Annotated in this window: 10 protein-coding genes; 5 read left to right on the top strand and 5 right to left on the bottom strand. The window is 66.0% G+C overall.

Features of this window, described 5'->3' with window-relative positions:
- Positions 1–648: 648 nt before the first annotated feature.
- From ACFB49_RS11100 to ACFB49_RS11085, 4 genes are all read left to right on the top strand, one after another.
- A complete protein-coding gene (locus ACFB49_RS11100; protein WP_380879411.1) occupies positions 649–1,182 on the top strand; it encodes an RNA polymerase sigma factor in 534 nt (177 codons plus the stop codon).
- Positions 1,183–1,195: 13 nt separating this feature from the next.
- Positions 1,196–2,179 (top strand): FecR family protein, encoded by a 984-nt coding sequence (locus tag ACFB49_RS11095; protein WP_380879409.1) that lies wholly within the window; start codon positions 1,196–1,198, stop codon positions 2,177–2,179.
- Between the two features lie 134 nt (positions 2,180–2,313).
- Positions 2,314–5,370, top strand: coding sequence for a TonB-dependent receptor (locus ACFB49_RS11090; RefSeq protein WP_380879407.1), 3,057 nt, complete (start codon positions 2,314–2,316; stop codon positions 5,368–5,370).
- Positions 5,371–5,379: 9 nt separating this feature from the next.
- Complete coding sequence (locus ACFB49_RS11085; protein WP_380879405.1) at positions 5,380–7,830, top strand: prolyl oligopeptidase family serine peptidase; 2,451 nt, start codon at positions 5,380–5,382, stop codon at positions 7,828–7,830.
- On the opposite strand, the gene ACFB49_RS11080 is transcribed toward ACFB49_RS11085, so the two are convergent.
- The 3 genes from ACFB49_RS11080 to ACFB49_RS11070 all read right to left on the bottom strand — a co-directional run bounded on the left by ACFB49_RS11080 (position 7,827) and on the right by ACFB49_RS11070 (position 11,411).
- Positions 7,827–9,632: an asparagine synthase-related protein gene (locus ACFB49_RS11080; RefSeq protein WP_380879403.1), complete on the bottom strand. Its 1,806-nt coding sequence runs from the start codon at positions 9,630–9,632 to the stop codon at positions 7,827–7,829. The genes ACFB49_RS11085 and ACFB49_RS11080 overlap by 4 nt on opposite strands.
- A complete protein-coding gene (locus ACFB49_RS11075) occupies positions 9,629–10,288 on the bottom strand; it encodes a lasso peptide biosynthesis B2 protein (RefSeq protein ID WP_380879401.1) in 660 nt (219 codons plus the stop codon). Before ACFB49_RS11075 ends, ACFB49_RS11080 begins: the two co-directional genes overlap by 4 nt.
- Before the next feature lie 493 nt (positions 10,289–10,781).
- On the bottom strand, positions 10,782–11,411 hold the full coding sequence (locus tag ACFB49_RS11070) for a GntR family transcriptional regulator (RefSeq protein WP_380879398.1): 630 nt from the start codon (positions 11,409–11,411) through the stop codon (positions 10,782–10,784).
- A gap of 319 nt (positions 11,412–11,730) precedes the next feature.
- Here ACFB49_RS11070 and ACFB49_RS11065 point away from each other — a divergent pair, with 319 nt between their 5' ends.
- On the top strand, positions 11,731–12,195 hold the full coding sequence (locus tag ACFB49_RS11065) for a helix-turn-helix domain-containing protein (protein WP_380879396.1): 465 nt from the start codon (positions 11,731–11,733) through the stop codon (positions 12,193–12,195).
- Between the two features lie 21 nt (positions 12,196–12,216).
- On the opposite strand, the gene ACFB49_RS11060 is transcribed toward ACFB49_RS11065, so the two are convergent.
- Both ACFB49_RS11060 and ACFB49_RS11055 read right to left on the bottom strand, forming a co-directional pair.
- Complete coding sequence (locus tag ACFB49_RS11060) at positions 12,217–12,804, bottom strand: DNA -binding domain-containing protein (RefSeq protein WP_380879394.1); 588 nt, start codon at positions 12,802–12,804, stop codon at positions 12,217–12,219.
- Positions 12,794–13,093: a hypothetical protein gene (locus tag ACFB49_RS11055; RefSeq protein ID WP_380879392.1), complete on the bottom strand. Its 300-nt coding sequence runs from the start codon at positions 13,091–13,093 to the stop codon at positions 12,794–12,796. The genes ACFB49_RS11060 and ACFB49_RS11055 overlap by 11 nt, the downstream gene beginning before the upstream one ends.
- Positions 13,094–13,235 lie beyond the last annotated feature (142 nt).

Raw genomic sequence — 13,235 nt, 5'->3', positions numbered from 1 at the left:
AGACCGAGGCCCGGGATTTTTACCTATCCGGAACATGATGTGCCGGTGGTCTGTCTACGCCACGACGGACTGAAGTCTGGGTTTGTCAGAGTTGGACCTGATGACACGCCATCCTGGTGCGGTCGGGCTTCGATCCGGTCGAGTTGCCGGAGGAGGTGGGCAAAGATGTCATCCTGCGGCACCGCAAAATGCCGTCGAAATCCGGTCCCCAGATTTTCGAGATCCCGGGTGGATAGAAATCCTGTGCTCACCACCCGCCCGTTCGACATCCGCGGCTCCTGGCTTGAGAAATGGACGAGACCCAACAACGTGCCGTTCGTTGCACCTGCGGACCTCCAGGCCGCTTCAGCCTGTCGGCCAAGGGAGACCCACGAGTTGCGGAACATGGCCACGCCGGCGTCTCTGCCCTCGATTCCCCGTGGTCGGCTTGGGGCTTGCGCTCGGGATTCGATTGGGACAGCTTGAGCGCCGTCGCCGCAACAATCGGCGACAGGGGCGTGGAATCCCCTGCGGTGAAAGGGACGTGGCAGCGCGACGCTGTCTTCACGTCCCGTCGATACGTGCGGGTCATCGGCCTCGCGCGATCATGTGCGTGTCTGTTGCGCGCATCCCAGGCAATTCCCCGCCCCCGGCAAGGAGAGCTAGGTCGTGGCGCGCGTGGACAGATGCGAACTGGAGAAATCGACGACGGGCTCCTCCGTCGCCGGGCTGGACGGATTGTACCGGCTTTATGCGGGTTGGCTCGGCGGCGTGCTCCGCCGCCGGCTCGGACGAGACGGGCATCTGGCGGAAGACATGGTCCACGAAGCCTATATCCGGGTGGCGCGCTACGACGCGGAAGATGCCGGGCGGCATCCCAAGGCTTTGCTCCGCCAGATCGCGATCAATCTCGCGCGCGACCATATGCGGCGCAACGTCATTCGCGGCGGCCTGGTTGCCGATGGACTGGACGATGCGGCGGCCCTGCCAGGTCTTTCGGCGCCCGCCGAACAGGAGGCCGAACTGCTTCTCAAGCAGCTGGTGCTGGGCTTGCCGAAGAAATTGCGCGACGTCTTTCTATTGAGCCGGTTCACGCAGATGACCTATGACGAGATAGCTCGTCATCTAGGCATCTCGGTAAAGGCGGTCGAATGGCGCATGAGCAAGGCGCTGGCACGTCTGGCGGAACAGCTGCGGGACTAGGCAAGGCATTGCCATGACCGAGGGGGATCAGGCGCGCGTCGAGCGCGAGGCGGCCGAGTGGGCGGCGCGGCTCAACCAGCGTCAGGTGGACAGCCAGTCGATCGAGGATTTCTACGCCTGGCGCCGCGAGGGCGCCAATGCCTCGGCCTTCGAGAAAGTGACGCATATCTGGGAGCGCTCGGGGCAATTGGCGGCTGACAGCGAAATTGCGCGTGCGCTCGCCGGTGCGCTCGACCGGCCGACCGTCGGCGAGCGCCTGACGCGCTGGCTCAGTCGTCCGGGGACGCGCCCGGCGCTGGCCGCGGCGCTGGCGATCGCGCTGGCCGGCGTCGCCGCCTTGTTCCTGCTGGCGATGCCGACCGCCTATGAAACCGCGGTCGGCGAGCAGCGACTCGTCGTGCTGGACGACGGTTCGCGCATCCGGATCAACACCGATTCCCGCCTTGAGCAGCGTTTTACGAGGCACGAACGGCGGATCGCGATCGATCGCGGCGAGGCTTTCTTCGAGGTCGCGCACGATGCCGGCCGTCCGTTCGTGGTGGATGCGGGCGAAAGCCGTGTGACCGCGCTCGGCACGCGCTTCGATGTCCGTCGCGATGCGAAGAGCGTTCAGGTGCTGCTTGCCGAGGGCGCGGTCGAGGTGCGCGACGGCCTCAACCTGGGATCGCTGCCGATACGGCTTGTGCCCGGAGACGGCCTGACGCTTCGCGCGGGCCGGAAGGCTGAAGCGGTGCGCGTCGACACCGCCGCGCTGACCAGCTGGACGAGCGGCAAGATCGTGCTGACCGACACGCCGCTTGCGGCAGCCGTTGCCGAGGTCAACCGATACGCGAAGGCGCGGATCGAGCTGGCCGCACCCGGGCTCGCCGATGCCAGGGTCAATGGCAGTTTCGACATCGGCGATACGGATGCCTTCATCTTGGCGGTGACCGAGCTGATGCCGCTCAGGGCCGAACCGCTTCCCGGCGGCGGGAAGCGCCTGGTTCCCGCCGTGTAAACTCTTTCCAAGTAAAAAAATCCGTTCACCCACTTAGGGTCGGGACTTGCGGCCAACGTTTCCCCATTATCGCAGGTCATCGTGACCTGCCCCCGGCCGGTCGCCCTTACGACCGGCCGGATCGGGGGACGAATATGGTGAGCGAAACAGAAGAGGCAGGCCGGGGCGTCAATCATCTGCTGCGCGTTTCTGCAGCGGCGATGATCCTGTGCATGGGGATACCCCTGGTCGCGCGCCCCGCGCCGACAAGTTTCACTTTCTCGCAACTGTCGGTGCCGCTCGACCAGGCGCTCAAGATCTACGGGCGCCTGAGCGGTCGCCAGCTCCTTTATTCGTCGGACCTCGTCGCGGGAAAGATCGCGCCGCCGCTCCAGGGCAGCATGACCGCCGACGCGGCGCTTGAGCGCCTGCTCGCGGGCAGCGGCATCGAATATAGCAAGGTCAACGACCGGGTGGTGGTGCTGCGGAAGGCCGGCACCGCACGCGCGAAGCGGGCGAAGCCCGCAAGCCCGGCGCCGGCGCAGCCCACTCGCGGCCCCACGTCCGGCGCCCTGCCGGCAGGCGAGCAGGCTGCGCCGGCGACACCCGATATCATTGTCACCGGCACGCATATTCGCGGGGCCGGCCAGGAGAGCTCGCCCGTTGCAACGTTCGACCGCGACGATATCGACAAGGCAGGCTATGCATCGGTCGCCGCCGCCATCTCGGCGGTGCCGCAGAATTTCATCGGCGCCGCGACCGAGCAGAGCGCGCTGACGCTTGCCGACGGCTCGGGCAGCAATTCGACGCTCGCGACCGGCGTCAACCTGCGCGGCCTTGGCCCTGAGGCGACACTCGTACTGATCAATGGCCGGCGGATGGCGGGGGCCGGCGCCAATGGCAGCTTTTCGGACCTGTCGAGCATTCCGCTGGCTGCAACCGAGCGCGTCGAGATCCTGCTCGACGGCGCCTCGGCGCTTTATGGTTCGGATGCGGTCGCCGGCGTCGTCAACATCATCCTCAAGGATCGCTATGCAGGGCCCGAGACGCGGATGCGGGTCGGGACGGTGACCGACGGCGCCCTTCACGAGGCCCAGCTCGGCCAGTCGATCGGGACCAACTGGTCCTCGGGTATGGCGATGCTGGTCTATGAATATCAGCATCGCACCGCACTCAAGTCGGCGAGCCGGGACTTCGCCCAGAGCGACGATCTGACGCCGCTTGGCGGCACCAATCACAGCCTGTTCTACAGCCATCCCGGCAATATCCTCGCATTCGATCCGGTAACGGGCGCGTTCGCGCCGGCCTTTGCGATCCCGGCGGGCCAGGACGGGACGGCGCTCGGCGCCGACGATTTCCTGCCCGGGGTCGTCAACCTCGAGAACCGGCGGCTCGGGACCGATCTTACCCCGCGCCAGACGCGGCACAGCCTGTTCGGACTCTTGCGGCAGGAATTGAGCCCATCGATCAGCTTCTCCGCCGACGCGCGCTATTCGCACCGCTCCTTCCGGGTCCGCGGACCGGGGACGCAGACGGTGATGGTGGTGACGCCGGCCAATCCCTTCTTCGTCTCGCCGACCAATGCGCCGATGGACCTTATCGCTTATTCCTTCACCGACGAGCTCGGACCGTCGACCAGCTCGGGCAGTGCCGAGACGATCGGCACGAGCGCAGAACTGAAGGCCGAGCTCGGGCGGGACTGGCAGGTCCGGGCCTATGGCGCTTATGCCAGCGAGCTCGGCAAGAGCGGGGTCGCCAATGTCCTCAACAGCAACGCCCTGAGCGAAGCGCTGGGTACGACGCCCGACAATCCGTCGACCAGTTATGATCCCGCGGTGCACGGCTATTTCAATCCCTATGGCGATGGCGGCGCCAACAGCCCGGCGGTGCTCGATTTCGTCGGCACCGGTTTTCAGCGTCAGCGCGTTCATATGCGGGTGGCGACCGCCAATGTGGATGGCGACGGGCCTTTGTTCGCGATGCCGGGCGGCGAGGCGAAGCTCGCGGTGGGGATCAACTATCGCACCGAGAAATATGACCGCTCAGCCGCGAATTTCCTGTTCACGGCCGTGCCGGTCCCCGGCGTGCGCATCTCGGCCGATCGCGACGTGATAGCGGCCTTTGCCGAGCTCCGGCTGCCGCTCGTTGGACCCGATAACGAGATGGAGGGCGCCTATCGCCTCGAATTGTCCGCTGCTGTCCGGGGCGAGCGCTATAGCGACTTCGGCACCACGGCCAATCCGAAGATCGGGCTGGCCTGGTCGCCGGTCGAGGAGGTTCGGCTGCGTTCGTCCTTCGGTACCAGCTTCCGCGCGCCGGGCCTGCGCGCGGTGCGAGATCCGCAAGGCGTCGACGCCACCTTCCTGACCGACGCCAATGGCCTGTCGACCGCCGTGCTGTCGCTGGCCGGTGGCAATCCCGACCTCGAACCCGAGAAGGCGCGCTCGTGGACGGTCGGCGTGGATGCGACCCCGACCGACGGCCTGACGCTGAGCGCGACCTGGTTCCGGACGATCTTCAGCCGGCGGATCGGCACGCCCGCGCTCGACGATTTCGAGAATGCGCTGACCAATCCGGCGCTCGCGCCCTTCGTCGAACGGATCAGTCCCTCGACCAATCCGGCGGATCTCGCCCGCGTGACCGAGCTGATCAACCGGCCGGACTCGACCGTCGGCGGGATCTTTCCGCCGGAGGTTTTCGGCGCGATCATCGACTCGCGCTACGTCAATACAGGGCGCACCGACGTGAGCGGCATGGACCTGACGATCGCTTATGCCTTCCAGGCCGGTATGGATCGCTTCGACCTGTCCGCCAACGCGTCCTATCTGTTCCATTATCGCCAGCGGCTCACGCCCGATGCGCCTTCGGTCGACCTCCTCAACCTTGCGGGCCGGCCGATCGACCTGCGCGGGCGCGCAACGGCGAGCTGGACAAGGGGGCCGTGGACGACAAGCGCGTCGCTCAATTATGTCGACCGGTATCGCGATCTGGCGGGCAACCGGATCCATGCGTGGCCGACGGTGGATTTCCAGATCGCTTATGAGGCGCCTGATACCAGCCGGCTCAAGGGCCTGTCGCTCGCCTTCACGATCCAGAATTTCTTCGACCGCGATCCGCCATTCTACGACTCGCCTGGAGGTGTCGGCTATGACGCGGCCAATGCCGATGCGGTCGGGCGGTTCATCGCCCTCCAGCTGACCAAGCGCTGGTGAGGCCGTCTCATGACCGGATGGCCGCGCACCTTGGCCCATGCCGCTGGCATGGTCGCACTCGCCGCCTTGAACGGATCGCCCGTCACGGCGCGACCCTTTGTCGTCGACGATCTCCTCAAGGTGCAGAGCTTTGGGGCGGTCCTGGTCGCTCCCGGCGAACGCTGGCTGGTGCTCGAAAAGCGCAGACCCTGGGACGAGGCGGTCGCCTTCGATTTCGAGACCCAGATGGATATCGCGCGCAGCGATCTGCTGGTTGTCGATCTCGACCGGCCCGGTGAAGCAAAGCCGCTGATCGCGAGCCGGCGAGACCGCGGGCATGTCGCTTTGGCCTTCGCGCCCGACGGCGCCCATCTTGCAGTGGCCCGATTGCAGGCGCATCGCTGGGAGCTGGGGCTCACCGACATGGCGACGGGGACAACCCGCTGGCTCGGCATCACGCCCGGGCTGGCGCTTGACGGCCGATCGGTGCAGTGGCGGAACGCGACCGAGTTCGTGGTTCTGGCGCACCGCCATGGCGACATGCCGGCCGCGTTGCGCGAAGGTCGGCAAGCGAGCGAGCGGTTGCCCCTGCACTGGGCGGCGACCGCGAGCGGTGAGAAGGCGGCTGCCACCGCGATTGGCAGCGGCCGGTTCCGCGATGTCCGGGGCCGCGCGCCCGATCGGGAGCTATTGCTGGTCCAGACGGGTGGTCGGATCGACCGGCTTGCATCCGGCGAGTTTGTCGACTTCGAGCTCTCGCCCGATGGCAGCCGTATCGCGGTGCTGGCGGAGGGCGACGAGGTCCAGCAAGCCCCGCAAGACATGGTAGGTGTCGGAACGCAGAGCCGGCGCCGCACGCTCTTGATGGTCGATCTCGACCATCGTGACATGCGGTCGGTTTGCCAGGCTTGCGACGTCGCGACCGGCCTCCTGACATGGTCACCGTCGGCCAAGGCCCTTCTGATCTTTGCGCGCAAGGCGAGAGACGACTGGCGGTCTGGCAAGCTCTACCGGATCGATCGGTCCGGCGGTGCGCATCCACTCGATCTCGGCGAGCTCCAACCCGAACTTTTCGGCGCCCCGGATTTTCCGCCTTATGTCGCGGCCGACTGGATGGGCGACACACCGATCGTGCTGGCCCGCACGGCAAGCGACGCGCGAGCCGACTGGCACCTGCTCGATGGCCATGTTTCGCGCAATCTGACGCAGGGACTGCCCTGTGCCGGCGCGTCGGTCGTCGGCGCCTATCGCTGGGGCCTGACGGCATCGTGCGATGGCCAGGCCTGGATGGTGCATGCGCAGGGCGAGGCTGAAGCCGTGCTCGAGGGCGGGTGGGAGCCGCTGCCGCGCGTGAACCAGAAGGGCATGCGGGGCAAGGTCAACGCGCGCGAGAGCGAAATGCCGGTGGCTTTCTGGGCGAGGGGGAGCGCCATTCAGATCGCGCGCTGGCCGACCGACCGCGCGCCGCTCCGGTTCGACATGCCCGCCGAAGCGGTTCCGCGGGCCTGGCTGCCGGGGCGCGAAAGCGCGGTGTTCGAGACGCTCGACGACCATAAGCGTGCGAGCCTGATGGTCAGCAGGCGTGGCATGGCACCCGTCCGGCTCGCCAGCATCAACGCCCATCTCGGCGCGGTCGAAGGCGCGCACGCCGTCCCGATCGAGCGCCTGAGCGGCGAGGACAAAAGGCTCGTCGACTGGCTCTACCTCCCGGCTCGCCCCCGGGCCGGGCCGCCGCCGCTCGTGGTCATCATCTATCCTGGCAAAATGTTCAGTGATCGGCGCCCGACGGGGCAAGGGGTCGAGCTCGATCGCTTCCATGCCAATGCCGAGCTTCTCGCGGGCGAGGGCTATGCCGTGCTGCTGCCCAGCCTGCCGGCACGGCCGCGGGGCGAGCCGGCCAGGGATCTCGCGCGCGACACGCTTGCTGCCGTCGACAATGCCGCGGGGCGTGGCCTCTTCGATCCGGAGCGGCTGGCGCTGTGGGGGCACAGCTTCGGCGGGTATGGGGCGGCCGTCATCGCGACGCAGACGGACAGGTTCAAGGCGATCATCGCTTCGGCGGGTCTCTATGATCTTGCCAGCATGCGGGGCACCTTCCTGCCGTCGCTCCGGATCGCGCCGGAAGACGGCATTTCGGTCAATGCCATGTCGGGCTGGGCTGAAAATGGCCAGGCGCGGCTTGGCACCACACCCTGGGCCGACCCGATGCTCTATGCCCGAAATTCGCCGATTTTCCTGGCGGACCGCATCATGACACCGATGCTGCTGCTGCACGGCGAGCGCGACATCGCGCCCTTGTCGCAAGCCGAAGAGATGTTCTCTGCGCTCTACCGGCAGAACAAGGATGCGATGCTTGTCACCTATTGGGGCGAAGGGCATGTCGTGACCAGTCCGGCCAATGTTCGCGATTTCTATTCGCGGGTGTTCGGCTTTCTCAACCGGACGATGGGCGATGCCCCGGCTGGCGGTGCGCGCGATTAGGCCGTGCATATATCCGTGCCCATCGGGTCCGAGACTCCGCGGCTCGCATCTGCTCGTGCCTGCCATCGCCGGGCCCAGGTTTCGACGATCGCCGCGGTGAGGAGCTCGACATGCGCGTCCTGCCAGGCGATCGCCTCGGCATCGAGCATAGGTTCAAGCGCGCTGCGGTCGATGATGCCCTGTCCGGCCAGCAACCCGTCGAGCAGCAACGGGCGGAGCGTGTCGAGGCTCGCTGCCACAAGACGCCCATAATAAGAGGTCAGATCACCCTTGCCGCGGCGTCGGACCACCTCTTGCGGCAGGCGGTCGGCGAACGCCTCGCGCGCGAGAGCGCGGTCGCGGCGGGCGTGCGTCAGGTCGATCACGGGGATGGAAAGCGCCAGTTCGACAAGGGGCTGCGACATCAGCGGATGGAGGAGCCTGGCGCTCTGGTCGCGATAGCTCGGTACGAAATAGAGCCGGCTGTTGGCGAGACCCCAGATCTGGATCGCCTTGGCCGGCGAGACGCTCTCGCTGCCCTCAAGCCAGAAGCTTTGCCTCGCGACGGGCTGCCGGCCGAGAAAGGCTGGAGCCGGCGAAACGGCAAGCGCGGTTGCGCGCCGCGATATTGCGGTTCCGAGCACGGTCCAGATCGGCACGCGTGTCCATCGGGCGATGCCGATGGCAAGGTCGAGCTTTCGCCTGAAGCCGGCGCACGCGTGGAGATCGGCTGCGACCGTCGGGGTCGGCATCTGGAAGAAGATGGCATCGCCGCCCTGGCCGGTGAAGAGTGCGTTCGCCCCCAACTGGCGAAGACGGCGGCCAAGGTCGCGATCATAATGCACGTCCATGCCGGTGAGCCCCGGTCGGACTCCATCGGCGAGGCCCGCCAGATCGGCGGCAGAAATCGCCTGCCGGTCGCGCTCGATCTCGACCAACTGCAACCCGAGCGCCTCGCTGATCGAGCGTGCGAAGCATCGCTCGTCACCTTCGCGGTCCTGCGTGAAATAATGGAAGGCAGGCGATGGCGCGGTACCGGCACGGTCGAGGCTTGCCGCGACGATCGCCGAATCCAGTCCGCCCGACAGCTCGGCCGGCGCGGCGCCATAGAGTGAGGCCCAGGCAGCGATACAACGGTCGACGCACGCCTCGAGCTCGCGGGCGTTGCCCGGGTGGGGGCGGCTCGCGAACGCAACGGGATGCCAGAGCTGCTCGCGCTCCATGCCGCCGCGATGAAAGGTCGTGAGCGAGCCCGGCCGGATGGCCTCGACGCCATCGAGGGCAATGTCTTCGGCAACCGCAGGTGCGGCAACCAGGAAGTTCGGAACAAGGTCCCAATTGATGCCGAGTGCAGGTGTTGCGATTTCAGGCAGCCAGTCGGGCAGGTGCGAGGCGACAATCGTGATCGTATCGCACCGCCAGGAGAGGCAATCCAGTCCCCCGATCGGATCGCGGACGACATGCAAGGCCGAGCCCGGCCCGCGCAAAATGGCGACATAACTGCCCCAGCACCCCTGAATGAGCGCCTCGGCAAAGGCGCGCGGCGCCAGTCGCTCGATACCGTTTAGACGCGCGGGACCGACCTGGTCGGCATCGGTCGCCGCACGGTCGAACAGGTCGCCGAACAGGACTGCCTGGCCCTCGCCCAGTGTAACGGCCGCTGGACCGGGGCGGTGCCGCCATTCCGCGGCGAGAAAGCCAGGCAGATTGACCAGTATCGTCCATCCTGGCGCCTGCCGTTCGATGACGTCTGCGAGCCGGCGCGCGCGCATTGCGGCGGTGTCGTCGAACGCAGGCCAGCTTGCGGCGACGAAGCGCGTCACCGGGCAAATCCGCTATGGACAAGGATGGGCCGGTAGGCGCCAAGTCGATGCGCGTCGTCGCCGACAACAATATCGCCGCAAGCAAGCCAGCAATGCGCCTGGAAGGGATAGAGCTGGACACCGATGATCCAGTCCGCACTGAGGTGGGAAAGCCGCAGGAAGCGCAGCAGCAGGAAAGAGTGGAACAGGCATAGCGGTCGGACGGGCAGCCACATCATCATCGTCTGGAATTTGCGGACCGCAGCCGAGAGTTCGTTCAGGCAAGGGGCGGTGACCCGATCGCCTTGTCCGGCAAGAAGCTTCATCAGTCCGGGAAGCCGATGCCGGCCGAAATGCGTTCGCGACCATATCAACGCCGCGACAAAGCGCGCCACGTCGATCGCGGTGATCCGGACCGGTCCGGCTGGCGGCAGGTCGTGCCAGTCGCGCATCGGCGCCGGCAAAAGCCGGTCGAGGGGTATCGTTGCCCCGGCTGTTGCGCGCAAAAGCCCCGCGTCGACAAGCGCGGCAGCGGCGCCCTCCTTCAGCACGGGATCTGGCCCATGGTCGGTCAGCGCGTCGACGATGCAGAAATAGTCGTCATGGGGAGCGTCGAGGATGACGAGATCCGTATGGATCGCGACCACGTGGACGCCCTCGCGCAGCAAATCACTCATGAGACTGTACTCCACCGCGGATCCGGCCTGGCCAGTCGGACGGCGGAGGCGCCGATCACGGATCGGCGCCTCGCGATGACGATCAGGGATCGTAGCGGATCGCGCCTTCGGCCGATTTGCCCATGAAGCTCGCGCGGGTTTCGCGCGTGGCGGCTCCAAGGCGAACGAGCCGGATGGGCCGGGTGGAAGGTTGCATCTTCATCTTCAGTCTCCCCATGGTGGAACGCAAAGGTCTGCCGGCGCCGGCTGCTTGCGCCTGCCGGCACCGGCAGGGCGGTGTCACGGCCAATATTTGAGGACACCCTCGCGATGCGTGCCGTCGAAGCTGGCATGGGTGGCGAGCTTGGCTGATCCGACGCGGATCAGGCGACGAACGAGCTTCGTCTTCATGATGATCTCCATCTTTGATGTTGTCGCAATCATCGCGACACGGAGAAATTCGAGCCATCGGCTCCAATATTCAAACTATACTGGAGCTATAGGACAAATATAGTCAGCGGCCATTGTCATTGACCTGCGCGAGGATCAGGTGGGCCGCGCGCTGCCTGCGCTGATGATACAGACGGATCGCGCGTCGAACCATGCTGCGGCTGCCTGAGCTGAGGATGCCGGAAAGCTCGTCCGCCTCCAGGGCGAGGTCGTCGAAGACCTTCTGTTCGACATTGCGGAGGGGTCGCAGCCGCAGATCGACGAGCATCGCGGTCTGGGCGAGCGGCGGATCCTTCGCTTTCTGGACGATCCGCTGCAGCAAGGCCGCAACGCGAGCGGCGATCGTCTCGTCGGGTTCCGCCAGGGGAAGGGATCGCGGATAGTCGTCGCGCGGGCACCGGATCGTCCGGAGGCCTGCGTCGAGGAGCGTCTGGTAAAGACCGTATAGTCCCGCGATCTGGGGCGCATCGATGCGGGGGACATAATAGCCTTCGCCACGCTGATCGAGGAGCAGGTTCTGTCCGACGAGGCGCGACAGCGCCTCACGGATCGGCGTTTGGCTGAGGCCGAGCTCGCTTGCGAGCAACGAAATCGAGATCCGTTCGCCCGAGCGGTAATGGTGATGTTCGAGGCGCGTGCGCAGGGCTGCATAGGCTCGTTCGAAATGATCCCGTCCGTGCAGATCCGGCGCCATGCTGCAGTCTCCATCGAAGTCGCACTGTGCGGGTGACGCCTTGGGGTGTCGAGCAGTCGGCAATGAGGAGGGAGTGCGAAGGCCTTTCGTCCTCTCCGATCTCGCCACTGCAGCCCGCGTCGGCGAAGGTCCGCAAGTGGCGCGCAGTTCAGCCGCAAGATTCTTGCGGGTGAGCCGCAGAGAATCGGCAGTGCCGCTTGACGCCGGCCATTGTCATCGTTTCTTAATGGACAAGGGTGAGCAAATATCGTTGCGAACGAGGGCCGTAGATCAGCCAAGAGGCGGCCACGGACAAACAGTAGCGTACCGAGGTCCGTGGATGGACGTGCCGACGAGCCAATCCCTGCCAGGCCATGCGATGCTCTCGCGCGCCATGCGCGATATTCGTCGGGAACGGCGGCTGCGCGCCGTGGATGTCGCCGAGCGCATGGGGATGCCGCTTCGATCCTACGAGCATTTCGAATCCGGGCGCGGCAAGCTCAGCCTCGAGCGCCTGTTCGCCTTTGCCGAGGCAACCCGGAGCGATCCTTTTGCGCTGGTCGCCGCAATGCTGCTCGGATCGCCCGAATTCGCGCAGCGTTGCGCCGACAACAAGCTGATGCAGGTGGCGATATTGTCGTTGAAGGAGCTCAACGAAGAGCTGGGGGACGATCTGGTCTATCTCGAGACCGGCAAGCTGATCGGCGGATTCACCAGGCTCGTGAAGGAGCTTGTCCAGGATGTGCGCGGCCGCGACACCTTTGCCGAACAATGGCTGGCGGACCGCAAGCCCGGCAAGTGGTGAACGCTTGGCCCGCAAGGGCGATCAGGATGCCCGGTCGGTCTCCGGGAGCCGGAGAAGGTCGAGGTGATGGCCCTTGAGCATGTGACGGGCGACCTTCACCAGACGCTGGACCCGGGTGCGCAAATAGCCCGAGCCGCTGTTCCAGTCGCGCCGCACGCACGCGTCGCCGAACAGCGCGCATGCCGTCTCGCGTTGGGTCGCACCGACATTGATGGCATCGATGGTGGTGATCACCTGTCGCCAGCGTGCCTGCCGCGGAAGCGCGGGAAACAGGCTCCGGGGCAGATATCCATATTTGAGCAGCCGGTTGAGGCGTCGGATCGCGACCAACTGCTGGCCGAGCCGCGAGACCCCCTGAATCTTCAGGTGCAGGCGAACCGGTCCCGATAATATCGGATCGCCTTCGATATCGAGCCGCAGCGACAGCTGGCCGTCGCGCAGGAGCAGCTGCTCATGACCTTCTGGATCGACCAGGAGGGTGGCCATGCTGGCGAAGTGCTCGAGCCGAAAACCTTCTGCGTCGCCCGCACGGGTCCGGACGGCCGTTGCCCGTATCACGCGCGGATCATGCTCAGCGCGCCAGAACAGTCGCGCCGTCTCACAGGACATCGTCGGGGCCTCCGCGAAAATGGAATCCCCATGGCGCGGCATCGGGATGTGCTTCGAGGATTTCGATGCCGTATCCGCGGTTCGGCCGTGCCGGTCGCAGCTCGGCAAACAGCCGGTAGTCGGGCGAGCGTCGCAGGATTTCCCAGCTGAGATTGCCCGCGCCCATCAGTTGCAGTTCACCGCCGCCCGGAATGATCGATGAAAACGCCATGGCCCGTCTCCCTTCATGACCGTCATCAAAGCCGAACCACGGCCGGACCGCATGGGAAAGCGGCTCTGGTGTATGCATGGCCTCGCCATCAGTGGGTGGGCCGCAGGCTTTTTGCGGCTTGCGACGGACCGGATTGCGGGTGCGTTGCGGGTTGCTTGCGGCGAGGCCGCAGTCAGATCCGTACCGCGCGACGACTCGAAAAGGGGCCGGGCGTTGGAAT

The sequence above is a fragment of the Sphingomonas sp. DBB INV C78 genome (assembly GCF_042693015.1).
In the GTDB taxonomy this organism is placed as follows: domain Bacteria; phylum Pseudomonadota; class Alphaproteobacteria; order Sphingomonadales; family Sphingomonadaceae; genus Sphingomonas_E.
This window is presented reverse-complemented; position numbering and strand designations above follow the sequence as displayed.